Origin of the sequence: Methanosarcina vacuolata Z-761, from assembly GCF_000969905.1 — an archaeon.
Taxonomy (GTDB): Archaea; Halobacteriota; Methanosarcinia; order Methanosarcinales; family Methanosarcinaceae; genus Methanosarcina; species Methanosarcina vacuolata.
Genome location: NZ_CP009520.1, coordinates 1,153,087 through 1,178,562, shown reverse-complemented (window position 1 = coordinate 1,178,562; position 25,476 = coordinate 1,153,087). Strand labels below are relative to the sequence as shown.

The window sequence follows — 25,476 nt, the reverse complement described above, 5'->3', positions numbered from 1 at the left end:
TTTTCGGAGGAAAATCCTATGAAAGAGATAACTGCGATAATCAGGATGAACAAAGCCCAGAGAACTAAAGATGTCCTGCTTGAATGCGGCTTTCCTTCTTTTACCGTAAGAAGGGTTATGGGCCGCGGAAAACAAAGAGGGCTTTGCCATGAATTCAATCCCCCTCTGCCAGATCCGGAAAAGGAAGCTGAGACCTGTATTCGCTTCATCCCAAAACGAATGTTCACAATCGTTGTGGATGACGAAAATGTAAGTGAAGTGGTCCAAAAAATCATAGAAGTTAACCAGACCGGAAATGCAGGAGATGGAAAGATTTTCGTTTCAGACGTTACTGAAGCAATCCGTATCCGGACTGGTGAAAGCGGAGAGGCGACTGTAAATAAGGAGCTGGTATAATGGGGGCAGAAATAGATGCCAGAATTGAAGAAGAACAAAAACTTGTCGATGAAATGTTAAAAGTGCTCCCGGAAAAAGCTGCAAGGAACAGAAGAAAACACATAGTTGTCAGGGACTGTTCCACTGAACAGCATATAGATGCCAATGAAAAGGTAATTCCAGGCATCCTTACAAACCGTGGATGTGCTTTTGCAGGCTCGAAAGGTGTGGTCTTCGGGCCAATCAAGGATATGGTACACATCGTCCACGGTCCTATAGGCTGTGCATACTTTACCTGGGGAACCAGGCGAAACCTTGCAAAAGCAGAGGAAGGCGAAGACAACTTCAGCAACTACTGCGTATGCACGGATATGAGAGAAACTGATATCGTTTTTGGTGGTGAGAAAAAACTAAAGAAAGCCATTGACGAAGTTATGAAAATCTTTAAACCTGAAGCAATAAGCATCTCTGCAACCTGCCCCGTAGGGCTTATAGGAGACGACATAGAAGCCGTTGCCAGGCAAGCTGAAAATGAATATGGGATCAAAGTTGTTCCTTCCAGATGTGAAGGGTATAAAGGAGTTAGCCAGTCAGCAGGACACCACATCGCAAGCAATGTCCTAATGGAAAACCTGATCGGAACCGAGGAACTTAAAAATCCAACTCCTTTTGATATTAATGTCTTCGGAGAGTACAATATCGGGGGAGATTTCTGGGAAATCAAACCGATCCTTGAAAAAATAGGGTACAGGATTGTCTCAACTTTCACTGGAGACGGTTCATTCCATAAAATTGCACAGGCTCACAGGGCAAAGCTCAGTATCTTGCTGTGCCATCGTTCTATAAACTACACGAATCGCATGATGGAAGAAAAATATGGGCTTCCCTGGCTGAAGGTCAATTACATAGGTACGAAAGGTACTGAAAAATCCCTTCGGAAAATGGCAGAATACTTTGACGATCCGGAGCTTACAAGGAAAACTGAAGAAACCATTGCCGAAGAAAAAGCAAAGTATAAGGACGAAATCGAGAAGTACAGAAAGAAACTCCAGGGAAAAACCGCCTTTATCTATTCCGGAGGCTCCAGGAGTCACCACTATGAGAACCTCTTCGAAGAACTCGGTATGAAAGTAATTGTTGCAGGTTATCAGTTCGCCCATAGGGACGATTACGAAGGCAGGCAGATCATACCCCAGATTAAGGAGAATGCTCTTGGTTCAATTCTAGAGGATGTACACTACGAAAGGGACGAAAACATAAAACCCGCAGTCAGCCCGGAAAGAATTGAAGAGCTGAAAAAGAAAATCGGACTTATGGAATATGAAGGTCTTTTCCCGGAAGCGAGAGACGGCACCATTGTTATCGATGATCTTAACCATCATGAGACTGAAGTTCTTGTAAAGACCCTTAAACCCGATATCTTCTGCTCCGGAATCAAGGATAAGTATTGGGCTCAGAAACTTGGAGTCCCGTCAAGACAGATCCACTCTTACGATTACAGCGGAAGGTACACAGGCTTTTCCGGAGTTTTGAACTTCGCACGGGATATTGATATGGCTTTGCACAGCCCTACCTGGAAGTTCATACGCCCGCCCTGGAAAGCTGCAGAAGTGGACTGAGTGGTAAAAAAGTAAGAGGTGATAAAAATGCTTGACTATACCCCATGTGAAGAAATAACCAGAGAAGCAGTAACCATTAATCCTGCAAAAATCTGCCAGCCAATAGGCGCAGTCTATGCAGCTCTTGGTGTGCACAACTGCATGCCACACAGTCACGGGTCCCAGGGATGCCTCTCCTATCTGCGTATGTGCTTAAGCAGGCACTACCGAGAAGCTGCAATGGCAACTACCAGTAGTTTTTCAGAAGGTACCGCAGTATTCGGAGGAGCTTCAAACCTTAAGGAAGCTCTCGTAAACCTGACTGAAATCTACAACCCCGAAGTAATTGCTATTCACACCACCTGCGTAGCCGAAACAATAGGTGACGACGTAGGGGTTATCTTAGAAGATGTAAAGGATCAAGAACTCATAGACCCTTCTATTAAGGTCTGTGCAGCTTCTACCCCGAGTTATGTGGGCACCCATATTACCGGTTATGACAACATGGTAAAGGCCTTTGTAACCACCTTTGCCAAAAAAAGCAAACCAAACGGGAAACTAAATCTCATCCCCGGCTTTGTAGAACCTGGGGACATACGGGAAATGAAACGCATACTCTCAATAATGGGAATTTCCAGTATTGTGTTTCCCGACACGACTGACGTCTTTGACGCTCCCCTTACCGGAGAACCCGGGATGTATCCAAAAGGTGGGACTCCGATAGGAGACATCGAGGATTCTGCAAACTCTGTTGGGACAATCGCTCTCTGCAGGATGGCAGGAGGCTCGGCTGCAAAGATTCTTGAAAGCCGCTACAAAGTTCCGGCAAAAATAGGGCCTACTCCCATAGGGATCAGGAATACCGACCGTTTTGTAATGAATGCGGCAAAACTTGCTAATGTGGCAATTCCCCCCGAACTTGAAGATGAGAGGGGAAGGCTTGTGGATATGATGACTGATGCTCACCCACACTACCACGGAAAAAGGGTAGCTATTTACGGGGATCCGGATATCCTTACAGGCCTGACCAGTCTTGTGATGGAAATGGGTATGGAACCTGCTGTAGTACTTACAGGAACCCAGAATTCGGAGTTCGAAAAAGAGGTAGAAGAACTCATAGGTCCGGAGTACCCTGAAGCTGATGTAATTTCCGGAGGAGACCTGTTTACCCTTCACCAGATAATCAAGAGAAAGCCCGTGGATCTCCTTATCGGCAATACCTACGGGAAATTCATAGCAAGGGCAGAGGATGTTCCCCTGGTCAGGGTAGGCTTCCCGATTATGGACAGGGCAAACCTGCACTACTTCCCGATCATGGGATACGCAGGAGCTGCAAGACTGGTAGAGCGTATAGGAAATACCCTCCTTGACAGGAAAGACAGGGATGCTCCAGACTGGCTACTTGAGACCATCGAGTAAACCCTTTTTCAAAAGGTTAATTGGATAACTGCCGCTGCAAACCTGAAAACCATAGCAGAGGGGAGTGAAGGAAATGAAAGAGAAAATTGGAATAGTGGATACTCTCGAAGAAAGGAAGCCATATATTACCAGAAAACAGGAAAAGGGGCAGGAAATTCCCCTTGCCTGCGATAATAATTCTCTTGCTGGAGCTATCAGTCAGCGAGCCTGCGTTTATTCCGGGGCCAGGGTTGTCTTAAACCCTGTAACAGATGCTGTCCATCTTGTCCATGGCCCAATTGGCTGCGCAGGCTATACATGGGACATAAGAGGTGCAAAATCCAGCGGGATTGAAACGAACCGCACCAGCTTCAGCACGGATATGAAAGAGCTCGACGTGGTATTCGGAGGAGAGAAAAAACTCTCCAGCGCAATAGACGAACTGGTAGGGCTCTATCACCCTCCTGTTGTTTTTGTGTATTCCACGTGCATAGTCGGAATTATAGGGGACGACCTTGAGTCCGTATGCAAAACCGCAAGCCAGAAGCACAACATTCCTGTAATTCCCGTAAAATCCGAAGGATTCAAAGGCAACAAATCCGACGGATACAAAGCTGCCTGTGACGCTTTAAAAAGGTTGATCAAAAGGCCTTCAGAAGAGGATATTAAGAAGAAAGGCCCCAGAGTTCCTGAAACCATAAAGCCAAAGATTAACATTTTAGGGGATTTTAACGTAGCCGGAGATGTCTGGCTCGTAAAGCCTCTCTTTGAGCAGATGGGAATTGAGGTTATAGTCTCACTGACAGGGGACTCAACCACAAAAGCCATATCAAGAGCAGCTGAAGCTGACCTTAACCTTGTCCAGTGCAGTGGGTCCATGACCTATCTTGCAAAATGGATGCAGGCGGAATACGGAATTCCCTATTTAAATGCAAGTTTCTTCGGAATTGAAGATATTTCCTTAGCCTTGCGAAGAACTGCGGATTATTTTGGTTCCGAAAAGATGAAAGAAAGGGCAGAACAAATCCTGGAAGCTGAAATAAACCGTATCATGCCTGAAATTTCCAGAGTTCGGGAAAGGGTCAAAGGAAAGAAGGCCGCCATTTACATGGGAGGGCCTGCAAAAGCTCTCACGCTTATCAAAGGTTTTGACGAACTTGGTATGGAAGTCGTTATTATCGGGACTCAGACCGGGAAAAAAGAGGATTACGAGCAAATCAGTTATTCGGTAAGGGATGGAACGGTCATTGTTGACGATGCGAACCCCCTTGAACTTGCCGAACTGCTCATTAGACAGAAAGCGGACCTGATGGTTGCAGGCGTAAAGGAGAGATTTATTGCATACAAGTTGGGCATCGCTTTCTGTGACTTCAATCACGACAGGGTGGTGGAGTTCGAAGGTTTTGACGGCTTTGTAAACTTTGCGAGGGAAGTGGATGCTTCCATCAGCAGCCCTGTATGGAAGGCCGTCAGGCAGCGGGAATTGATACCCGAAGCAATGGAATCAGAGAAGAAATCAGGCAGAATAAAGAAAGTGGCAGTAGAAGAAAGGATTTCCAGAGAAAATTGCGCAAAAGAGTGTAAAGGCATGCTCCTGAAACCTGAATTTTTGCACCAGAAATCCGAGGCTGCAGTTGAGAGTCAGGTATGAGGAGGCATTGAGATGACGAAAAGAAACTATGCAACTGTGAACCCCTGTGTTATGTGCCAGCCCATGGGAAGTGCCCTTGCTTTTAAGGGAATTGAGAATACTATGGTTCTCTACCACGGTTCTCAGGGCTGCAGCACCTATATGCGTCTGCTTCTTGCCCACCACTTCAGGGAACCTGTGGATATTGCATCAAGCTCGCTCAGTGAAAAAGGAGCAGTATACGGAGGCCGGGAAAACCTGAAAAAAGGATTGAGAAATGTGATTAACAGGTACAACCCGAAAGTAATTGGAGTTGCTACTACCTGTCTGGCCGAAACAATTGGAGACGATGTACCTGCAATTATCCGTGAGTTTAAAGAAGAGGAAGGAATAGGAGACGACCCTGAGAAAGATATTATAATTATTCCGGTTTCCACTCCTAGCTATGGGGAAAGCCATGTAAGCGGGTATATAAAAGCCCTGGACGCAGTTGTCAGGAAATTTGCGGAAAGACCTGGGGAAGAAAGCGCCGTAAAAGTCCAGAATGAAAAACTTAACGTCATCCCTGTTGAAAGCCTCTCCCCTGCCGATGTACGCGAACTCAAAGAGATCTTTGAGGTTATGGCTGGCGATTATATTTTCCTGCCTGATATCTCCGAAACTTTCGATGCTCCGCTAAGAGAAGACCTGCCGAAAATTTCACCGGGTGGTACCCCACTTTCCGAAATTGCTGATATGCCAAACAGTCAGGCAAGCCTGGGCCTGGGCATAGTTAGTAGGAACTTAGCAGTTAAATATCTGGAAGAATCACACGACGTGCCTGGGTATAGTGTTCCGATCCCAGTTGGGCTTTCAAATACTGACAGTTTCTTCACCGAGATGGTCAAAATTCTAGGCTGTCCGATTCCTGTAAAATATCTAAAAGAAAGGGGCAGGCTACTCGATGCTATGGTTGATGTGCACAAGTACCTGTATGGGGTAAAAGCCGCAGTTTATGGAGATCCTGATTTTGTATTTAGCCTAACAACCTTCATGCTGGAACTTGGGATGAACCCGGTTCTGATAGCTACAGGAAGTAAAAGCAAGGACTTTGAAGCAAAAATCAGGCAAATAGTTGAAAAAATAAACCCGGAACTCGAACCTGTGGTTCTGAATGGAATTGATTTTGACACTCTTAACGATGCAGTCAGCCAATGTAATCCGGAAATCCTGATCGGAAATTCCAACGGGAGATACATTGCAAAATCCCGGGATATCCCTCTTGTAAGGGTCGGCCTGCCAATACATGACAGAGTCGGTGCACAGCGCATACTTACTGTAGGGTACAGAGGGGCTATGGAATTGCTGGACAGAATCACCAATGCGATTATGGAAGCTACCGATACTTTCACCGCACCTGTACCGGCGGAATTGGCAGCATATGCCGAAAAGAGAAGGGAAGAAGAGTGTGCGGACGAAGTGCGATGAGTGGAAAAGCCGGTGTTTTTATAGTCAAGAACCAAAATTTCTTCGCAATTTAAACTTTTTCATAATTTAAATTTATTCACCAATCTTAAGTGAAAGGTTAATCACAGAAAGCGTGGAAAACACAGAATAAAGAAAATAGGGGTATAATTCTTCCGTGCTTTCCGTGACTATAAAGTAAATGCAAATATTTATGTTAAGGGCTATAGTTATTGCAGCGGTTCTCTGCCTTAATATGTGCCTTTCTCGCAGTTTTCCTGTAGCGTGAACTACCACTAAGCTAAAGACTTAGTGGCTTCTTACCTCGTTTTTCAGATTACCAATAACCTGCAGATAAGAACAGATTTTCAAATTGGTTATAATCCTTCGAACACATCTTCATGATCTAAGTCTCTAGACTTCGAATATTAAATTTGATTAGATGACATTTTTTTCACCTGCTAGTTCAGTATTTTAGTCCAGCAATCCATAATCTAGGGATCGTAGATCAGAATCTTAATCTATCTGATTTTATATATTCATCTAAGTTTATAGGACCAGTACATTCTTAAAGTCAATGTTGTGAACTTAACTTCGGAAAAGTTTAGTTTATATATTTATGGCAAATATTGCCCTTTATTCGATTGCATGCTCAAATTATTTTTAAAACACGCTCTTGGAGGTTGTATTAAAATTCAAATCATTTCTACACTGGATAATGGGTAATATTAACTTTAAATTCAGATGTAAACTTTTTCGAAATTCAGGCATATATTGACCTTAATATATTTTATATGATTTACGTACTCGAGGTATAAAATCAAAGACATTAGGCATAATGGTTTAAATTTACACTTTAGATATTTAACGGTTTAACGCTACTGTTTTTTCAGTTCAAGTATGCAAGTCTTATCCTAATTATAGAACCAAATTTGATTTTAAGGCACAATCTAAGTTAAACAAGTTTAGGAGAATGCTCGAATGAAAAATTTAAAAACTCTTATGACAATATTTACCCTAACTCTTTTTTTTCTTGTGTTAAGTAGCTCTTCAGCTCTGGCGGCAAATATCGTAATTGACAAACAGGCTGGATCAGATGGACCAGGTTATTTTCATACACCTAATTACGCAAACGATTCAGCTTGCATTCAGACAGCACTGAATTACTCAAAAAGTGGAGATACAATAACTATCCAGAAAGGGGACTATTATCTCCCACAAGAAATATATCAGACAGGCAAAAGTCTGAACATAATAGGCAAGGGGAAAGTAACCCTCCACCTTCAAACTCCGGATAGAGGAATGGCTCAAGAAGTGAATAGAGAGATTTTTTTCAATGGATCAATTGTCGCAAATACAACTCTATCTGCTAACGCTAAAAAAGGTTCATCTAAAATTATATTAACTGATGCTTCCCAGGTTCGCAAGAACGACCTGGTTAAGATTTGGAAAAACGTTCAGTGGTGTCCTCTGGATTATCCCGATCAAATGACCGGTGAAATGTATGCTGTTAAAGGTGTAAATGGAAATGTCGTTACTTTAAATCAACCACTTCTTAGGGATTACAAATTGTCCGAGACCGTACAGGTTGAAGTATACAGGCCTATTCAGATAAATATAAAAAATATAAGGATAGAGGATACAGGTAGTTCAACGATTCATCATGGCCTTGTTCTGCAATATTGCAAGGATAGTTCAGTCACAAATTCCTATCTCAATAATAGCGGATTTGGTGATCTTTGTCTATATTCCTGTTTTAATGTGAGTGTTAATAATAACGAAATTTATAATTCACTTCATGCTAACTGCGGCTATGGTATAAATGTAGCTAGCGGTTCGGCTTTTGTAAATATAACCAGTAATCACATAGAGAATTGCAGGCATACTATAACAGGCAATTCAGATGAACGCAAATCTTTAGATAGAGACGTTTTTATCGCCGATAACACTCTGATAGGGGCGGAGGTCACTGGTGCTAACGTAGTTGATGCTCATGCTGTTACTATTAATTTTGTCGTAACTGGAAATAAGATATACCCGCAACTTCTAAAACATTATGCATTTGCAGATGGCACGCAACAGTCCACTTTTTCTGATAATGAGATTTATGGTGGATATGGAGGAATATTTAAACGTGGCAGCTTAAATGATGGGGTTCACATTTACGAAAATAACACGTTTAATGGTATGTCAGGTGACATGTATAAGGGAGGAAATGGAATAGATAACAAGCTTATAATTAGAAATAATATTCAAAATAAAGGGACGTATGGAATTGATTTTCCAAACAAAGGGAGTTTTAGGAACATAATAATAAGCAATAACACTTTTAAAGATCTTTCATACTTAGGAGTGTATCAGAAGTTCCTGATAGACGGGGTAAACTTAGATATTTCTAAAAATACTTTCTCAAATCTGGGAATGGAAGGAATATATATAGATGGGAATTCTTTCAAAAATGGTGCTGTAAAAATACAAAATAACACCTTAATAAATGTGGATACATCAAGGTCCGCTTCTGGAATCATAATAAAAAATATTCAAAATGCTGTAATTAGCGGAAACAAAATATTCAAAACCCCGGTTGCTGCCTTCTCTGCATCCCCAACCTCAGGAAAAGCACCATTAACAGTAAAATTTGCTGATAAGAGCGCAAATAGTCCCACCTCCTGGAAATGGAGTTTCGGAGATGGAACGTATTCGACAGCCCAGAATCCAACGCACAAGTATACTAAGGCAGGAAAGTACACGGTGAGTTTAACAGTAAAGAATGCTGCTGGTAGTAATACCGCAACAAAATCCAAGTACATAAATGTTGTAACTGTGACAAAACCTGTTGCTGCTTTTTCTGCGTCTCCAACTTCAGGAAAAGCACCATTAACAGTAAAATTTACTGATAAGAGCGCAAATAGTCCCATTTCCTGGAAATGGAGTTTCGGAGATGGAACGTATTCGACAGCCCAGAATCCAACACACAAGTATACTAAAGCAGGAAAATACACGGTGAGTTTAACAGTAAAGAATGCTGCTGGTAGTAATACCGCAACAAAATCCAAGTACATAAATGTTGTAACTGTGACAAAACCTGTTGCTGCTTTTTCTGCATCTCCAACCACTGGAAAACATCCTTTGAATGTGAAGTTTACTGATAAGAGCACAGGATCACCCACTTCCTGGTACTGGAACTTTGGTGACAAAAGCACTTCAACTACCCATAATCCAACGCACAGGTATACTAAAGCAGGAAAATACACGGTGAGCTTAACGGTAAAGAATGCTGCTGGTAGTAACACCGTAAAAAAGACCAGTTATATTACAGTTAAGTAAGCCAACACTTAATTTGAAAAAATAAAAGGTCAAACTTGGAAGTGTGGGATTTATTATTTAAAAATTGGATAATGAAATTCCTAAAACTTCCACCATTTCCTTTTTGCCTCTTCCATTTCTGTAACTTAAGGAAGCAGCTTAATGTTTAACCTGCTATTTTCCCGGATTAAGCTTTGAATATGAGCTGCCTGTTCGTGCATCTTCTCATTTTCTCTTCAAAAAGGAAAGTTTTTAATTTGGGAACCTCTGGAGATCTATATCCCATTAAATCTAGAGATTTAACAGGTTTTACGCTTCAGCCTATAAATCCAGAACGCAGATAAATTCCCCGGACAACTGAAGGGCCCGGGGTATTATGATGCAAAAGATTCCGTTGGCTGTTTGGATGAGTTCTTCTCTTGCATCATTTTCTTCTGTTATTTTTATACCTTCGATAGCTTTATTGGTTATCTCGTTTGGGTGGTCTGGTTCAGGTCCTCTATGTAAGTCCCAGCCCCAAGCCACCAGGTATCGTCGACTTTCTGGACGTAGCTCATTTTTGGTTCAAGGGTCATATTGCGGGCTGGGTTGTAGTAGTGGTAGAAGAGGAAGTCCCCTCCCTGCTGCGCCAGGAAGATCTCTACCCTGGTGTAATTTACCCCGTAGGGGTCCTGGAGTCCGGAAAGATCTGTTCCGATCAACTCAGGCTGATAGGGTAGTGCCAGAGTCGTTCCGTTATAATCGAAGGCATAGATGTAGAGACCATCGCGAATAAACGTCCCGTTCTGGTTATTGAACTCTGCGATAGCGGCGTCCTTTCCACTTTCATTGGCATAGTCTATAGCCTCCCCGACGAAAGATTTCAGTCTCTCTCTTATCTGGGGATCTGTCCCCACCGTTACGATTGACGAATTCTCAGATGAATTGTAAATTCCGGCCCCTATGATCCAGTTATCGTCTACCTTCATCACGTAGCTGAGTTTTTGTTTAACGGTGAAGTTCTCAGCAGGGTCTGCATAGAGATACCATACAAAACCTCCACCTGATTGCGCAGTGTCGATCAGGTTCTGGATATATAGGTTGCCGTTCGCGTCAGTAATGTTCCACCGGTTATTTCCGATTATCTCGGGCTGGAAAGGTAGAGCCAGCGTAGTGCCGTTTGTATCGTATGCGAAGATATAGAGTTCGCCGTCAACGAATTTGCCGGTCTGGTTGTTGAACTCACGAAGGGCAGCTTCCTTTCCGTGTATATGCGCATATTCAAAAGCTTTCTCGACAAATGCTACGAGCTCCTCAGGAGATGCAGAGGAGTTATTAACTGGCATTCCTTCTGACTGTTTTTCGCAGCGTTTGTAATTGCCGCTGCACACAATGTAGGATTTCCCGTCGCTTCCCTGAGTTAACCGGTAGTAAGTGGTCTTATAGTACAGGTTCATCTGGACTGGATGCATATAGATATAATCTACCCATCCAGTCCCGTTCTTTAGTGCTCCTTCTAATATTTCATCACGGAACGGTTTACCGGTAACATCTGTCTTACCCTTGAAATTCTTACCGACAACCTGAACATTATCTGCATGAGCGACGATGGTCAGATTCTCATCATACACGAAAGTATAAAGGGCCGGGTCCTTTGCGTCTCGGTACGGCGCTTCGCCTGCATTGATGCGCTGGAAAGTCTCGGAGGCATTTTTCTCGACTGCTGCAGAGGTTATATTTACGAGTTTCACTACCGCATCATCCGTAAATGTCTGCTGGGCGCATCCGGCTCCTAAATTCCTGTAGATGATCCGCTCATAATCACTGACTCCCTGTGCATCCTTCTGGTTTCGCACGTTTTCGAGGGTCTGCTGGAAAGCACTAACCAGTGTATCCGGGACATCCTTGCTGAAGATATAATATAGGTCGTTTTCGCTTAGAGTATATACGATCTCATAGGCATTGGGGTCAGCTGCGGTCTGTAGCATCTGATTCCTCCCGGCGAGATCCCCCGTTGCCCACAGGTCAATCTGGCTCTCTTCCAGCATACGGAGGAGATCTTCTGGGGTTTTGCCGTTGACAATCTGCGATGCAGTTACACCCTGGCTGGTGAGTAGGTTATTTTCGATTGAACCCTGTACCACCCCTATCCGGTACTGATTGAGATCTTCTGGAGAGGATATTGTAATATTGTTGCTTACCGGTGCATAAAGAATAAAACTTGCCTTGGTAAAAGGTCCTGCCCACTTATATAGAGGCTCACGTTCGGGTGTGCAAGCAATTGAAAAAAGCACGGTACTTGTGTTGTTCTGCGCGGTCTGGAAACCTTCTTCCAGGGGAACAATGCGGACATCTGCCCGTGAGAGGTTAACTCCTATGTTTTTGAAAACTGCCTCGAGTATTTCGACAGAGATCCCGGTGACATTTTCATCCTTCTGGTAATTGAAAGGTGCCCACTCTTCGGTCAGATAATTGAGCTGAGAAAGGCCGATCGATGAGATATACTTCCCGAGGATCCGCTCATAAGTGCTAATGCCTGTGGCGTCTTTCTCCTGTTTAACGGCATCGAGGGCCTGCTGGAAAGACATAACAGTTGAATCCGAAGTGTTCTTGTTGAATACATAGTAGCCCTCCCGGTCCGGTAATGTATAAACAACTCTGAACGAGTACGAATTTCCGGTAACCTGTTCGGTGATGTACCGGCCCGCAGCCTCCGGGTAAGCCCACAGATCGATCTCGCCGTTATCGAGTTTTTCGACAATTACGGATGCATTCGTCTCCTGCACTAGCTGGCTTTCATTCACACCGGCATCGAGCAGCTGCTGAACAGCGATATCGTCGACGATTACTCCGATCCTGTACCTGTTCAGATCTTCAGGTCTCTCTATTGTTATTCCCCTATCCGGCCTGGCGAAAAGGACATTGGTATACGTATAGATGGGTCCTACCCATTTGAAAGACTGCTCACGTTCAGGAACTCTCACGGTAGTAAAGAGTACGGTATTGTTCTGTGTGAGAACAGTCTTATATCCCTCAGTCCAGGGAACGAGTTTTATCTCTTCCCGTGTCACTTTTTTTCCCATCTTCTCGGTGACCGCTTCAAGGAGATCAATGGAAATTCCTTTTAGCGTACCGTTGTCCATATAGTTATAGGGCGGTAGCTGTTCTGTGTAGTATGTCAAGTTTAACATCGTGATGTTATTCTGGTCTGCGGATACAGCTTCACTTTCCGGAAGACATCCGGCTGTTGGAAGCAACGCTCCGAGCAACATTGCAATAAGAATAAGATATATGTAGTGTAGAGATAGCGACATGAAAAGAGTCTATAATCCACATATAAAAATAATACTGAAATGTCTCCATAATTTGCAAAGGATCTTCCTTTGAGAAGATACAATGGAGAACGAAGTGTGCAATATCCCTCAAACACTGATTTTTCTTAAAAAAACATCCATTAAATTATATACTTAAACTACTATACGTTTCTGTATATCAATTTATATCCTAGTGTCATGACAATTTAATTATGACACATAACGTTTTGCCATTTTCTCATCAGCATTCTTCTTCGTAAACTTCCAGTTTATTTTCTTTTTATTCATATTCCTTCTGTGCATCCATGCATCTACTTCTTTGCTAAGCGTTTTTATGTAAGGTATTCGCCTGTTTGTACATTGTGTATTCATCACATTAATCTCTATTTCTGCAGCATTTAGCCAACTCGCATGCTTTGGTGTGTAATGGAACTCTATTTTTTCCAGTATCTTTTTTGCTTCTTCTTCGCTAAATGTCTCATAGAATGATTTTTCTTTGTGGATATTTAGGTTATCTGTAACCAGTCTGATGACTTCAGCTTTTGAATATTCCTCGATAACAAGATCTTTCACGAATTGCGCAAAGTCAGCCATTTTTCTGCTTTCGGTGACTCGAGTCACCCTTTTTCCTGCTTTAAATTCTACCGCCACAAATATGTTTGCGGTTCCATTCCTGATGTACTCATAATCATACTTCTCCGGACTTCCAGGCTTCATTGGAATGGGATTTCGCTTATATTCGAGAAGTTGTTTCGGTTTCTCATCAAGACATATGAGAGGTCTTTTTGGGTCAAAATCCTCTTCGTACAGGTCAAGAACATCGTACATTCTCTTTCTATATTCGGAATCAATTCTCTGAATGCACCACATCTTTTTCTGTCAGGGCTTAATTTTGCTTTTTTTCAAAATAAGTCTGATACTTTCTTTGTTTATCGTTTCAAAGCCTTCTTTTTTCCTCAATTCTTCACAAAGCAGTGAAAGTGACCATCTATTTCTTCCTTCTAGAGGTTTTGTACATGCTTGAGCTATTATTTCTGCAACGTGCCTTTCACTATATTTTTCAGGTTGACCTGACCTTGGTTTATCTATCAAAGCACTTTGTAGACCTTCTTCAAGACATCTTTTTCTGATTCTTAAAGCAGTGCTTCTCCCAATACATAATATCTTAGCGATCTCAGTGTCTCCTTTTCCCTGATTTGCCAGTAGTAGAATACGTGCTCTGGCAAGAGATCTTGCATTTTTCTGTCATTTTTTAAGAAAGTTTTTAAGAAATAGAACTTCACTATCATTAAGATTAATATTTAACATAAGATATAATATAGAATTCAAAGTATATAAGTGACTCATAACTATATTGTCACGATACTAGTGTATCGATTCTCAAATAAGTACATAATAAGAAAACGCACATGATATTCTTTGAATAACATGCACAAACAATGAAAATGCTTGCAGATGGCAGCATTTTCATGCTAAATAATTACGGCTTACGACTCAAATATTATGTTAAAGTCACATGGAATTCTGTAACACGGAAAACACAACCAGTCGCAGAGTGATTCTATCTGGATATTACAACCACGGAAAACACGGAAAGCACGGAAGAAACACGCCTTTACTACTTATTTCCGTGTTTTCTGTGCTTTCAGTGGTTTTCAAAAAATTTATTCCTGACATACTTTGGAATCAATGCACTAGATCCAGCAGGTCGACATAAGGAATTTGAATATTATTCTTGATATCGTTTTTGAACATTTGATAAATATACCTGAGATTTAAAGCTGGTTAACGTGTGGCTCAAATCTCACTACATATATAAGCACTGAATCATTTTTCCAATAAAGTTTAGTATGAGAGATTATGTTTGGATCATATGTAAACCTCACAACTGCACACAATAAGGGATCATCATTTCAAAATCGCCATTCGCAAAAATAATCAAAAATGAAATGTTAACCTGCCGAATCTAGGTCATATCATCCTTGGAAATTGACAGAAAAAGCGATTGACCAGGCGAAAGGCTTTACCTGCAGGGAGTCAAAGGGATAGAAGATAATCCGGGCAGTTGTCTGTAAAATTCTTCCCAATTATTATACACTTGGGCCAGTAGGACTTTGTTATCATTGTCGGCTTCTTATACGGTGGAGCAATGGTAAAGCTCCTGTCTGAAGTCGGAATGGAGTACGGTAAGTACTGAGGTTCTCACCGAAATTCCTTCCTAGCTGATATATCGAGAGGCAGCGGAAATCTTACAGGAGTCTGGGATGTATTAAATTGATCAAAAGATAATGAAAGCCAGATTCATATGCTGGACAATATTCCGATCCGTTTTTGGAATTGCCTTTTCTTAGTTCTTCCCCTTTCGCAGGTTTTATTCTCTTTTTACCAAACTTATTCTTCTTTTACCGAATTTAGTCTCTTTTCACAGCTTTCATAATCGCTGCTCCTTCCTGGCTCTCAACCTCTACTGCGAAGCCAACGTCTTCGAAAAGCTCTTGCCATCCGGCTTTCGAGAGTTGAGGTCCGTGGTGGTGGTGTTCTGCAAGCGGCTCAACTGCTATTAACAGGCCGCCGTTTTTAAGCACTCTCTTGATCTCGAACAGGGCAAATTTGATGTCTTCGAGGTGGTGAAGCATTAAAAAGCAGGTAGCTGCATCAATCAAGCCGGCTTCAAAAGGAAGGGCATAAGCGCTTCCAGTCCTGAATTTTACATTCGGCACGCCAAGGACATCGGCATTCATCTGCGACTGGCCTGTAAGAGAATCATGGAGATCAATTCCGTAAACTTTCGAATCGGGATTGTTTCTTGCAAGCTCTATGGTAAGGCTTCCAAAGCCGCTTCCAATATCGAGGATCGTTTCTCCTTTTATGTCAGGAAGTACAGAAGGAAGCACTTTTGCCCGAACACGGGCCATGCGGTCTTCAGGAAATGTTGCTCTCTTTGCTTTTTCTGCATCTATTGTCATAAAAGGAAGGATAGCATAGACCTTTGACCCGTTGACTGCCATAAGTCCTCTTACGTAAATTCTGTCAGTTTCGGTTACGATACGTTCAACAACCGAAACTCCGGCATCCCTGCAAAAACGCATATTCCATTCTTCTCTTTTCTCAGGGAACCGGATATTCAGGGGAGTATGGACTATGATATAATGAGAATACTCCGGCTTGAAATAATCTGAAATGGATTCAGGTTCATTCAGGCAAATTTCACTGATGCTGTCTCTGAAAAGGGAAAGAATTTGCAGAGCAGTCTCATCAGCCTCGCTTTTTACAATTCCAATTTCTCCGAACATACCTCTAAATTTGCTTTCGCTAGATAAAAGCTCTCTGACAGAAATGTTTGAAAACAGAAAAAAGGAACTCATACCAGATACCCAGGCTTTCTGTTTTAACATACAGCAACAGGATCGGAAATCAAAAAACTGATACTAGACCCTCTGATTAAAGAAAAAAGCCCCTTTCACTTTAGTGTTTTCTGGACATAACTGCTTAAATATTCAATACCTAGATAGGTAAATTTAAATACCAAGAAATCGGATACAAGACACCTATTGGTGGTCGTGATGAAATATATAATTGCAATGATAAGGCCGGAAAGACTCGATGCAGTCAAAAGAGAGCTTCAGAAACTTGAGGTAAATAGACTGACAGTATCATCGGTCGCCGGTTATGGTGCGCAAAAGGGGCATTTAGAGATTTACAGGGCAACTGAACACGAAGCAAATCTTCTTGAAAAAGTGAAGATCGAAATTGCAGTGGAAGATCAGTTCCTGCAATCAGTTATTGAAGCAATAACTGTCGGAGCAAAAGGCACTGACGGTTACATCGGAAGCGGCAAGATATTTGTGCTTCCTTTAGAGAATGTAATACGGATTCGGACAAGCGAAACCGGACCAGACGCTCTATGAGGGGATGAACATGGCTATTGAAGCAGCAGACACGGTATGGGTACTAATCTCGTCTGCACTTGTATTGTTAATGCTTCCCGGACTTGCGCTGTTCTATGGAGGGCTTGTCCAGCGTAAAAACGTTCTGAGCAGCATGATGCACTCATTTGTTGCGATGGGCGTCATGGCTCTGGAATGGGTATTAATAGGTTACTCGCTTGCATTTGCAGACGGCAACTGGTTTGTGGGTGGCCTTGGACATGCATTCCTGAAAGGGATAGATGTATACTCAGTAACCGGCACAATTCCGACTTATGCATATGTTGCATTTCAGGGAATGTTTGCAATAATTACACCTGCTCTGATTTCGGGTGCAATTGTAGGACGTGTGAAGTTTAAATCTTATATTGCATTTATTGCCCTCTGGGGAATTATCGTATATGCACCTGTTTGCCACTGGGTCTGGGGAGGCGGATTCCTAACAGGGAAAGCTCTGGACTTTGCGGGCGGCACAGTTGTGCATATAACTTCAGGTATTTCCTCACTTGCAATTCTTACATACCTTGGCAAGAGGCGTGGTTTTGGAGTAGATCCACTAAAGCCGCACAACGTTACTCTGACGCTTCTTGGAACCGGGCTTCTCTGGTTCGGGTGGTTTGGGTTTAACGCAGGTTCTTCACTTGCTGCAAACGAGATCGCATCCCTTGCATTCATTACAACGCTTGTAGCTCCAGCAGCTGCGGGATTCGTCTGGATGGCCCTTGAATGGCGCCACTTAGGATATCCAACGGCCCTGGGATTTGCAACAGGGGTTCTAGCAGGACTTGTTGCAATAACTCCAAGTGCAGGCTTTGTTACGCCAATGGCAGCAATTCCTATAGGTGTGATCACAAGTTTCGTATGCTACAACGCTGTAGGACTCAAAGAAAGGCTTGGATATGATGACTCGCTGGATGCTTTTGGAGTACACGGCGTGGGTGGAATAGTAGGTGCACTTCTGGTAGGTGTATTTGCAAGTGTAGGAGGGACTGGCCTCCTTCTTGGGAATTCCAGCCAAATGTTAATCCAGCTTCAAGGAGTTGTTGTCACAATTGTTTATGCAGCTGCAGGCACCCTCCTTATTGGATTCATACTTAACAAGACTATAGGGCTTAAAGTCAGCGAAAGTGAAGAAAACATCGGACTTGACAAAACGCAGCATGGTGAAGTTGCATATAACATTTGAGCACAGACTTTGAGTACAGATTTTGAGTACAAGCAAAACTTTACTGTACTTTTTTAATTTTTCTGTGACCCTTGAACATTAGGAAAAATCGATACAAGCATACAATCAAGAGTAAGATCCCAAAGATGAAAGTATAAAGGAATGGCAAGACCAAAATCTGATTAACTTCCAGAATTCGTGATATCTCTAAAAATTAAAGTAAAAGTGTGGCAAGAACAAGACCTGAATTCAAAAACGTGAATTTTTGAAGAAAACTCCGTTTTATGGATAGAGAGATGTTTCCATGAAACTGCCGTTTTCTTTTGTTATCATCCCAAATCGTTTTGTTATCATCCCAAATCGTTTTGTTATCATCCCAAATCGTTTTGTTATCATCCCAAATCGTTTTGTTATCATCCCAAATCGTTTTGTTATCATCCAAGATCGTTTTGTTATCATCCAAGATCGTTTTTTCTGAATATCTTGTATTCTTGCTTTTCTTCAATGATAAATCCCGTCTTTAATCGTGATTTCTCTCATCATTACCTGAAAATTCAATTTCGTGTAATCTGAAATGGAAATTTATATGTATAAGAAACTAGGAAAAAGGTAAGATCTTTGAGATTTCCTAGTTATTGTATAAATATAGATGGGATGATAATATGTTAAATACTGGTTCGACAGGCTTTATGCTGCTTGCGACAAGTCTTGTGATGCTAATGACTCCTGGTCTGGCATTCTTCTACGGAGGACTTTCCTGTAAGCGGAATATTTTAGGAATTATGATGCAAAGCTTTGTTTCGATGGGATTGACGACTGTTTTATGGTTTCTCATCGGGTATTCCCTGTGCTTCAGCGGGGGAGAAGGTGCAATCATAGGAAACCTGGACAAAATGCTTTTACACGGGATTACCCCAACTACAATAATAAAAGATATGGGGTTCCCGGAAATTGTATTCGTAGCTTACCAGATGATGTTTGCAATTATAACCCCGGCTCTGATTACGGGAGCATTTGCAAACCGGGTTACTTTTAAGGCTTATCTTATTTTCCTTGTTCTCTGGCAGCTTTTTGTCTACTATCCTTTCGTTCACATGGTCTGGGGAGGCGGTCTGCTCGCACAGATGGGAGTTCTTGATTTCGCAGGCGGAATCGTTGTCCATGCTACAGCTGGCTTTGCAGCTCTTGCTTCGGTCTTTTACGTAGGCTCAAGAAAGTACAATAAAATAACAAAACCAAACAATGTTCCGTTAATGGCTATCGGAACTGCTCTTCTGTGGTTTGGATGGTACGGCTTTAACGCTGGAAGCGAACTCAATGTAGATGGGATTACCTCACTTGCGTTCCTGAACAGTGACATTGCAGCCTCTTTTGCAGCAATCACGTGGATGACAATGGAATGGTATAAGGAAGGAAAACCAAAATTCGTGGGGCTTATGACAGGAGCAGTTGCAGGCCTTGCAACAATTACTCCTGCAGCAGGTCTTGTTTCTTTGCCTGTGGCTGCACTAATGGGAATCCTCGGATCAGTTGTCTGTTACTTTGCCGTGCATCTTAAAAACAAGATGGAATGGGATGACGCTCTTGATGTATGGGGTGTCCATGGAATTGGAGGAGTTACAGGCACAATTCTACTTGGAGTCTTTGCCTCGGCGGCTATAAACCCGGTAGGAGCCAATGGACTGCTTTACGGCGGCACAGCATTCTTTATTAAAGAAGTTGTGGTTGTTGCAGCTACTTCAGTCTATGCATTTGTGTTTACCTACATTATGTTGATGTTAATAAACATAGTAACTCCGGTCAAGGTTACGGATGAAGAACAGCTTATAGGCCTGGATATTTCTATGCACGGAGAATGTGCCTACGACACTATTCACTGAGAAAAACAGGTTATTCAATTAACGAAAAAGTTAGGGGTCCTCTCTGACTCTTTTATCTTTTATCTTTTCCTTTTCCTTTTCACCCGTTCAGGATTATCCCCTTTTAACAGAAATCCTTAATCAGGGATTTTTCAAGTAGGAAATTAACAAATAAAGGCTCTGAAAGGAGGATATATATTAAAAACCAGATACCCAGATAGAACTTATTTTGAAATCGAGATTTTCATCGGTTGTTTTCTAGGAATAATTGTTTTTTTATAAATATCTTCTTCGAAGAATTATTTTCTTTGAATGGCTTCTTTGAATAATTGTTTTGTTTGAATATCTTCTTCGAATAATTGTTTTCTTTGAGTATTTTTTCCTGGAATAGTATTTTTCAGAACAGTATTTTTCTCAGAATATTTCTTTCTTTAAACAATTTTGGCTCTTCGCTATTTTCTATGGATAAGATGATTTTCAATTCAAGAACGCATTGGTTTTTATGCAGACATTAGGAAGATATCCACACAAAACAACGAAGACCCACAATTTTTCCTCAGAACAGTTGTTTCCTTACCATTGATATAGCTAGAATCATCGAGAAAAACAATGTCATTATGAAAATGATCACAAACGCATGGGGGTTATTCTCGAAAGGGACGTCAACATTCATTCCAAAAAAACTTGCAACCATTGTTGGGACTGACAGAACGATTGTTACTGAAGTAAGGAATTTCATGACAATGTTCAAGTTGTTGGAAATAACCGAGGCATATGCATCCATTGTTCCGGTCAGGATATTGCTATAAATATTTGCCATTTCAATCGCCTGCTTATTTTCTACAATAACATCTTCGAGAAGATCCGTATCGTCAGGATACATCTTAACAGGAGTAGACTTCAGGATTTTCTCAAGGACTATTTCATTACTTTTTAAAGATGTAGAAAAATATACAAGGCTTTTTTCAAGCTCAAGAAGCTGGATTAATTCTTTATTTTTCAAGGATTTATGCAATTTGGATTCGATCTTATCACTTGCTTTATCGATATGCCTGAGATATTGAAGATATAACTTTGAGTTTCTATACAGGATCTGTAAAAGAAAACGTGTTTTTTTGAACGTATAAAAGGATTTTATTCTCTGGTCGATAAAACTATTAATAACGTAGTTCTCCTGAAGAGATACCGTTACGATGTTTTTGTTGTTAATTATAATTCCAAGGGGAATTGTATAAAAAATTCCCCCCTCCTGCAGGTTAGCATTCGGTACAGGTATATCTATTAATACAACAGTACAGCCTTCGTCAACCTCAATTCTGGAGCGTTCCTCTTCATCAAGTGCAGCTTTAAGATGTTCAGCAGGAATATTCAGGTATTTTGAAATTGAAAGAATTTCCTGCTCGTTTGGATTTACAAGATTAATCCATGCACCGTCTTCAACCTGGTCAAGAGTTGTCAGTCCGGAATCTGTCGATTTAAATATCTTAAGCATGGATGTTCCTCTCCCTGTTGGCAGTATAGAAGTTACATTCACTCAAAAATGAGAATAAGATTTACTGGGCTTCAAGCAGAACTCTTATCTATAAATATATTTTCATAATAAATATTTATGGAAGGTTTAAGTACTGTACTAAACTTTTTCTATCCTCTATATTACTTGTCAACGAGGGATGTAGAACATTATCAGCACACCTGCAAGTGCGATCAATGCCCCTATTATTTCATATTTGTCGGGGTTTTTCTTGTCTATCAGAGCTCCCCAGATAAGGGATGAAACAATGAAGATTCCTCCGTAGGCAGCATAAACCCTTCCGAAGTGTGCAGGCTGAAAAGTTGGAATTATCCCGTAGATTGCTAATGTCAGACCTCCAAGCAGCCCAAATACTGCCCTTTTATTCTCCCTCAACCAAAGCCAGACTAGATACCCTCCTCCTATTTCAAAAAGTGCAGCCAGAAAAAACAGAACAAGAGATTCTACTGAGTCAATCACTTATTATCATCCCCTCTTGGCCAGTAGTAAATGATTGACACTCCAATAAGAATAACCAGGGAGCCTATAAGATCATAAGTATCTGGAGGAATTTTGTCGAAGATCCAGCCCCATAAAAGGGACATGACAACGAAAATACCACCATAGGTTGCATATATTCTGTGGAAATAAGAGCGCTGAAAAGTAGGCACGACTCCATATAAAAATAAAATAACTGCTCCTGAAAGTGCGAAAATCAGTCCTCTGCCTTCACGCAGCCACATCCACATAAGGTATCCTCCTCCTATCTCGAAAATACCTGCAAGGATAAACAGGAGAATAGTATACATAAAGCACTTCTTTCTGGACATACCCTCGGATTCAATTCCAACCATGTTCTTCAAACATTAAAAGAAATATATATAATACACTGATTTTGAATCGCTCCGGATTTAATTTAAATATTGATCAGGTTGGAATCTAATTCAAATTATTTTGAAATAGGTAATTTTATATAGGTTACTTCAAACATATTTGAAATAAATTTTGAGGTGAACACAATGAAAATCGAAATACTCGGTACAGGATGTTCAAAATGCAACAAAACAAAAGAAATGGCAGAGAAAGCTGTAAAGGAAACAGGTGTAGATGCTGAAATTGTCAAGGTAGAGGATTTCGATAAAATTCTAGGATATGGAGTTATGGTCACTCCTGCTCTTGTAATTGACGGAGATGTTAAAGTCGCAGGTAAAGTTCCAAGCGTCGATGATATCAAAAAATGGATTAAAAAATAAATCTGTTGAAATGGACTGAAGCATTAGCCCAGAACTAAAAAATTAGAGTTGCTTTTAGATAAATCCAGGATTATAGTTACTTTCAGATAATTCCAGTATTAAAGTTACTTTCAGACAATTCCAGTATTATATTACTTTCAGATAATTCCAGTATTAAAGTTACTTTCGGATAAATCCAGTGTTAAAGTTACTTTCAGATAATTCCAGTGTTAAAGTTACTTTCAGATAAATCCAGTATTAAAGTACTTTCAGATAATTCCAGTATTAAAGTACTTTCAGATAATTCCAGTATTAAAGTTACTATCAGATAAATCCAAGGTCAGTGTGAAAAACATGTCAGAAGAAACAAAATGTGCATGCGGCTCGGCAAATGTGGCAATTTTCCCATGTGTGGGAGCAGCAAATGTCGGTCAACTATCAAACAGAATCGCAATCGAACTTGAAAAGCAGGGTATAGGAAATCTTATGTGCACTGCCGGAATCGGTGCAAGAGCTCCGGGACTTATGAAATCTGCCGAAGCTTCTGATCGTATTATCGCAATTAACGGTTGTCCTGTAAACTGCGCCAGCAAGACCCTTGAACTTGCAGGGTTTAACGTTGATAGGCATATCGTGATTTCAGAACTTGGGATCAAGAAAAGCAAGGAAAAAGATCTCAAAGACCAGGAAGTGGCAGATACTCTTGGAAAAGTCCTGGAAATCCTTCAATCCGAGTGATTTCCCATTTTAATCTTTTATGTCTTAATTTGAAGTCTTTCCCAATAACTCTGTAAAAAACCGCTCTGCACAAAATTGAGGACAAAAATTTAAGCTTGTTTAAAGGTTTTTTAACCTTTTTATGACTGTTTTCTACCACTAAAACTTATTGGTGTTAATTTAGATGTTAATTTAGGTGTTAATTTATCCATTTTAACCCGGTTTTAATGACTCAGTACCAAAATCCAGTGATAAACGTGAAATTGAAAATCACTAGATTTTATAATTGGTTATAATCCATTAAATACGCCTCTCGATGGAAGTCTTTCGATATCAAATATTGAGTTTGATTGAAGAACGAATTCTTCCTGCAAGTTCATGATTTCAATCGAAAAATACAAAAATCACTAGATTTTGGACCAGAGTCGTTTTAATGACCGATTTATCTTTATTATTCAGGAAACAGAGCCAGCAGGGTTGGAGGGAGTTATAAAGTGAAGAAAAGTGAAAGTAAATTGCAATGTATCTGAAAATGAATTCATTTGCAGCAGTCGCATCTGCTACACGAAGGAAGAAGATTCTTGTTGCTGCTTTCCACTTCCCAGCATTCAAAACAGAGCTTTATTGTGCCAAGTTTCCTGTGCTTTACTCTAAGAAGTGAGGATTCATCCTTCCCGCAAATAGAGCATTTAGACATACTTGAAACCCTCGATTAGTGCATTTACAATTAAACTTTGATAACGTTTGAGCTTTTAATTATTGTTTCGTGCCAGTATTGAATGTTGGTGTGACAATGTCTCAATCTAATTTCACTCTAATTCATATATTATATGTACTAAAGCGATAAATATATATCTTGTAATAATTATATAAATATATATTGATATAATACCGATGTGTAAATTACAAAAAAAGTGTGAATAACTGGAAGAAGGAACCCAAAATGGTCGATATATTTTACCCTCTTCAATGGATTGCAGACAAAGTAACATACGAGGTTTTTGGGATTGCACCTGATACACGCCTTGCAGCGAGTGTTAACTTCGTTATTTATGATGTAATGAAAATTTTCGTGCTGCTTGCAGTGATGATTTTTTTCATTTCTTATCTAAGGACCTATATTACTCCTGAAAGAACCCGTAAAGTGCTTGGAAACAAAAAAGGGATTAAGTATCACTTTCTTGCGTCTCTTCTCGGAACAGTAACTCCTTTTTGCTCGTGTTCATCCGTTCCGATTTTTATTGGGTTTGTAGAGGCAGGCGTACCTCTTGGAATTACTTTTTCCTTTCTGATAACCTCGCCTCTTGTAAATGAAGCTGCAGTTGCTGCTCTCTGGGCAACGCTCGGCCTTAAAGCAACATTGATCTATATAATATCAGGAGTTATACTGGGAGTTCTTGGAGGTACTTTAATTGGCCTCCTTAAGCTGGAGAGGTACGTAGAGGACTTTGTTTATAAGATAAAAGTAGGACAGCAGAATGCAAAACCCGAAGAGTTGACGGTAAAGGAACGAGTAAGTATTGCCTTTGAAAACGTAAAAGACATCGTAGGAAGGGTATGGATCTATGTAATCATAGGCGTTAGCATAGGAGGTATTTTCCACGGATATGCACCTGAGGGCATTTTAGAGAAATATGCAGGCAAAGACAACCTGCTTGCGGTGCCGATTGCCGTTCTGATCGGAGTTCCACTGTACTCAAATGTTATGGCAATGATTCCTATCGTAGAAAGCCTGATTGGAAAAGGTCTTCCCATAGGAACTTCTCTTGCGTTCCTCATGTCCGTTACAGCCGTTTCCCTGCCTGAAATGATTATCCTTAAAAAGGTGCTGAAAAAAGAGCTAATAGCAATCTTTGTCTCAATCGTAGCAATTTCGATAATCTTTACAGGATATCTATTCAATATACTGTTGTAATCAGTACTTAAGCTCCTTTCTTCCTATCTTTTTACTTTATTTGTTGATTTAGAAGCATTTCTGAAATAAGCTATCAAATTCTTCTCTATATTCGTAGTATAATTATACA

The 25,476-nt window shown here is 40.9% G+C and carries 19 protein-coding genes and 1 pseudogene; 12 read left to right on the top strand and 8 right to left on the bottom strand.

The window, feature by feature from the left end:
- Positions 1-18 precede the first annotated feature (18 nt).
- The 6 genes from MSVAZ_RS05075 to MSVAZ_RS05050 all read left to right on the top strand — a co-directional run bounded on the left by MSVAZ_RS05075 (position 19) and on the right by MSVAZ_RS05050 (position 9,771).
- On the top strand, positions 19-396 hold the full coding sequence (locus MSVAZ_RS05075; RefSeq protein WP_048118829.1) for a P-II family nitrogen regulator: 378 nt from the start codon (positions 19-21) through the stop codon (positions 394-396).
- Positions 396-1,994 carry a nitrogenase molybdenum-iron protein alpha chain gene (gene nifD, locus MSVAZ_RS05070; RefSeq protein ID WP_048118827.1) on the top strand — a complete coding sequence of 533 codons (1,599 nt, stop codon included), beginning with the start codon at positions 396-398 and terminating at the stop codon, positions 1,992-1,994. The genes MSVAZ_RS05075 and nifD overlap by 1 nt, the downstream gene beginning before the upstream one ends.
- A 27-nt stretch (positions 1,995-2,021) precedes the next feature.
- Positions 2,022-3,392: a nitrogenase molybdenum-iron protein subunit beta gene (gene nifK / locus MSVAZ_RS05065; RefSeq protein ID WP_048118825.1), complete on the top strand. Its 1,371-nt coding sequence runs from the start codon at positions 2,022-2,024 to the stop codon at positions 3,390-3,392.
- Positions 3,393-3,465: 73 nt separating this feature from the next.
- The gene (gene nifE / locus MSVAZ_RS05060) at positions 3,466-5,022 is read left to right on the top strand and encodes a nitrogenase iron-molybdenum cofactor biosynthesis protein NifE (RefSeq protein WP_048118822.1); all 1,557 of its coding nucleotides are present in this window, start codon (positions 3,466-3,468) and stop codon (positions 5,020-5,022) included.
- A 12-nt stretch (positions 5,023-5,034) separates the two neighbouring features.
- Positions 5,035-6,468: a nitrogenase component 1 gene (locus MSVAZ_RS05055; protein WP_048118820.1), complete on the top strand. Its 1,434-nt coding sequence runs from the start codon at positions 5,035-5,037 to the stop codon at positions 6,466-6,468.
- Positions 6,469-7,425: 957 nt separating this feature from the next.
- Entirely contained in the window at positions 7,426-9,771 is a 2,346-nt protein-coding gene (locus MSVAZ_RS05050) for a PKD domain-containing protein (protein ID WP_052727888.1), read from the top strand.
- 446 nt (positions 9,772-10,217) lie between these two features.
- On the opposite strand, the gene MSVAZ_RS05045 is transcribed toward MSVAZ_RS05050, so the two are convergent.
- From MSVAZ_RS05045 to MSVAZ_RS05030, 3 genes and pseudogenes are all read right to left on the bottom strand, one after another.
- Positions 10,218-13,001 carry a cache domain-containing protein gene (locus MSVAZ_RS05045; protein ID WP_232316221.1) on the bottom strand — a complete coding sequence of 928 codons (2,784 nt, stop codon included), beginning with the start codon at positions 12,999-13,001 and terminating at the stop codon, positions 10,218-10,220.
- Between the two features lie 252 nt (positions 13,002-13,253).
- Positions 13,254-14,351, bottom strand: a pseudogene (locus MSVAZ_RS19250) (IS630 family transposase).
- A 1,103-nt stretch (positions 14,352-15,454) separates the two neighbouring features.
- Positions 15,455-16,336 carry a class I SAM-dependent methyltransferase gene (locus MSVAZ_RS05030; RefSeq protein WP_048123717.1) on the bottom strand — a complete coding sequence of 294 codons (882 nt, stop codon included), beginning with the start codon at positions 16,334-16,336 and terminating at the stop codon, positions 15,455-15,457.
- A 270-nt stretch (positions 16,337-16,606) separates the two neighbouring features.
- Between MSVAZ_RS05030 and MSVAZ_RS05025 the strand changes: the two genes are divergently transcribed.
- Positions 16,607-16,951, top strand: a complete 345-nt coding sequence (locus tag MSVAZ_RS05025; RefSeq protein WP_048118812.1) for a P-II family nitrogen regulator — start codon at positions 16,607-16,609, stop codon at positions 16,949-16,951.
- A gap of 10 nt (positions 16,952-16,961) precedes the next feature.
- On the top strand, positions 16,962-18,155 hold the full coding sequence (locus tag MSVAZ_RS05020) for an ammonium transporter (RefSeq protein ID WP_048118809.1): 1,194 nt from the start codon (positions 16,962-16,964) through the stop codon (positions 18,153-18,155).
- A gap of 193 nt (positions 18,156-18,348) precedes the next feature.
- Here the strand turns inward: MSVAZ_RS05020 and MSVAZ_RS05015 are convergent, their stop codons facing one another.
- Complete coding sequence (locus MSVAZ_RS05015; protein ID WP_157206019.1) at positions 18,349-18,597, bottom strand: hypothetical protein; 249 nt, start codon at positions 18,595-18,597, stop codon at positions 18,349-18,351.
- 199 nt (positions 18,598-18,796) lie between these two features.
- On the opposite strand from MSVAZ_RS05015, the gene MSVAZ_RS05010 reads away from it, so the two are divergent.
- Entirely contained in the window at positions 18,797-20,014 is a 1,218-nt protein-coding gene (locus MSVAZ_RS05010; RefSeq protein WP_048118803.1) for an ammonium transporter, read from the top strand.
- 535 nt (positions 20,015-20,549) lie between these two features.
- On the opposite strand, the gene MSVAZ_RS05005 is transcribed toward MSVAZ_RS05010, so the two are convergent.
- The 3 genes from MSVAZ_RS05005 to MSVAZ_RS04995 all read right to left on the bottom strand — a co-directional run bounded on the left by MSVAZ_RS05005 (position 20,550) and on the right by MSVAZ_RS04995 (position 22,357).
- Positions 20,550-21,485 carry a magnesium transporter CorA family protein gene (locus MSVAZ_RS05005; protein ID WP_048118800.1) on the bottom strand — a complete coding sequence of 312 codons (936 nt, stop codon included), beginning with the start codon at positions 21,483-21,485 and terminating at the stop codon, positions 20,550-20,552.
- Between the two features lie 168 nt (positions 21,486-21,653).
- Positions 21,654-21,983 (bottom strand): YnfA family protein, encoded by a 330-nt coding sequence (locus tag MSVAZ_RS05000; protein WP_197078835.1) that lies wholly within the window; start codon positions 21,981-21,983, stop codon positions 21,654-21,656.
- Complete coding sequence (locus MSVAZ_RS04995) at positions 21,980-22,357, bottom strand: YnfA family protein (protein WP_198146801.1); 378 nt, start codon at positions 22,355-22,357, stop codon at positions 21,980-21,982. The genes MSVAZ_RS05000 and MSVAZ_RS04995 overlap by 4 nt, the downstream gene beginning before the upstream one ends.
- 165 nt (positions 22,358-22,522) lie before the next feature.
- On the opposite strand from MSVAZ_RS04995, the gene MSVAZ_RS04990 reads away from it, so the two are divergent.
- Together MSVAZ_RS04990 and MSVAZ_RS04985 are read left to right on the top strand one after the other, a co-directional pair.
- Positions 22,523-22,756: a thioredoxin family protein gene (locus MSVAZ_RS04990; RefSeq protein WP_048118794.1), complete on the top strand. Its 234-nt coding sequence runs from the start codon at positions 22,523-22,525 to the stop codon at positions 22,754-22,756.
- 333 nt (positions 22,757-23,089) lie between these two features.
- Positions 23,090-23,473, top strand: a complete 384-nt coding sequence (locus MSVAZ_RS04985; RefSeq protein WP_048118792.1) for a putative zinc-binding protein — start codon at positions 23,090-23,092, stop codon at positions 23,471-23,473.
- A 517-nt stretch (positions 23,474-23,990) separates the two neighbouring features.
- Here the strand turns inward: MSVAZ_RS04985 and MSVAZ_RS20770 are convergent.
- Complete coding sequence (locus tag MSVAZ_RS20770) at positions 23,991-24,149, bottom strand: hypothetical protein (RefSeq protein WP_198146800.1); 159 nt, start codon at positions 24,147-24,149, stop codon at positions 23,991-23,993.
- Between the two features lie 246 nt (positions 24,150-24,395).
- Here MSVAZ_RS20770 and MSVAZ_RS04975 point away from each other — a divergent pair, with 246 nt between their 5' ends.
- Positions 24,396-25,367, top strand: coding sequence for a permease (locus tag MSVAZ_RS04975; RefSeq protein WP_052727887.1), 972 nt, complete (start codon positions 24,396-24,398; stop codon positions 25,365-25,367).
- The last annotated feature ends 109 nt before the right edge of the window (positions 25,368-25,476 follow it).

Excerpts from the sequence above, each read along its gene's own strand:
- MSVAZ_RS05075 (WP_048118829.1), top strand. The coding sequence starts at position 19 with ATGAAAGAGATAACTGCGATAATCAGGATGAACAAAGCCCAGAGAACT.
- nifD (WP_048118827.1), top strand. The coding sequence starts at position 396 with ATGGGGGCAGAAATAGATGCCAGAATTGAAGAAGAACAAAAACTTGTC.
- nifK (WP_048118825.1), top strand. The coding sequence starts at position 2,022 with ATGCTTGACTATACCCCATGTGAAGAAATAACCAGAGAAGCAGTAACC.
- nifE (WP_048118822.1), top strand. The coding sequence starts at position 3,466 with ATGAAAGAGAAAATTGGAATAGTGGATACTCTCGAAGAAAGGAAGCCA.
- MSVAZ_RS05055 (WP_048118820.1), top strand. The coding sequence starts at position 5,035 with ATGACGAAAAGAAACTATGCAACTGTGAACCCCTGTGTTATGTGCCAG.
- MSVAZ_RS05050 (WP_052727888.1), top strand. The coding sequence starts at position 7,426 with ATGAAAAATTTAAAAACTCTTATGACAATATTTACCCTAACTCTTTTT.
- MSVAZ_RS05045 (WP_232316221.1), bottom strand. The coding sequence starts at position 13,001 with ATGTTGCTCGGAGCGTTGCTTCCAACAGCCGGATGTCTTCCGGAAAGT.
- MSVAZ_RS05030 (WP_048123717.1), bottom strand. The coding sequence starts at position 16,336 with ATGTTCGGAGAAATTGGAATTGTAAAAAGCGAGGCTGATGAGACTGCT.
- MSVAZ_RS05025 (WP_048118812.1), top strand. The coding sequence starts at position 16,607 with ATGAAATATATAATTGCAATGATAAGGCCGGAAAGACTCGATGCAGTC.
- MSVAZ_RS05020 (WP_048118809.1), top strand. The coding sequence starts at position 16,962 with ATGGCTATTGAAGCAGCAGACACGGTATGGGTACTAATCTCGTCTGCA.
- MSVAZ_RS05010 (WP_048118803.1), top strand. The coding sequence starts at position 18,797 with ATGTTAAATACTGGTTCGACAGGCTTTATGCTGCTTGCGACAAGTCTT.
- MSVAZ_RS05005 (WP_048118800.1), bottom strand. The coding sequence starts at position 21,485 with ATGCTTAAGATATTTAAATCGACAGATTCCGGACTGACAACTCTTGAC.
- MSVAZ_RS04995 (WP_198146801.1), bottom strand. The coding sequence starts at position 22,357 with ATGGTTGGAATTGAATCCGAGGGTATGTCCAGAAAGAAGTGCTTTATG.
- MSVAZ_RS04990 (WP_048118794.1), top strand. The coding sequence starts at position 22,523 with ATGAAAATCGAAATACTCGGTACAGGATGTTCAAAATGCAACAAAACA.
- MSVAZ_RS04985 (WP_048118792.1), top strand. The coding sequence starts at position 23,090 with ATGTCAGAAGAAACAAAATGTGCATGCGGCTCGGCAAATGTGGCAATT.
- MSVAZ_RS20770 (WP_198146800.1), bottom strand. The coding sequence starts at position 24,149 with ATGTCTAAATGCTCTATTTGCGGGAAGGATGAATCCTCACTTCTTAGA.
- MSVAZ_RS04975 (WP_052727887.1), top strand. The coding sequence starts at position 24,396 with ATGGTCGATATATTTTACCCTCTTCAATGGATTGCAGACAAAGTAACA.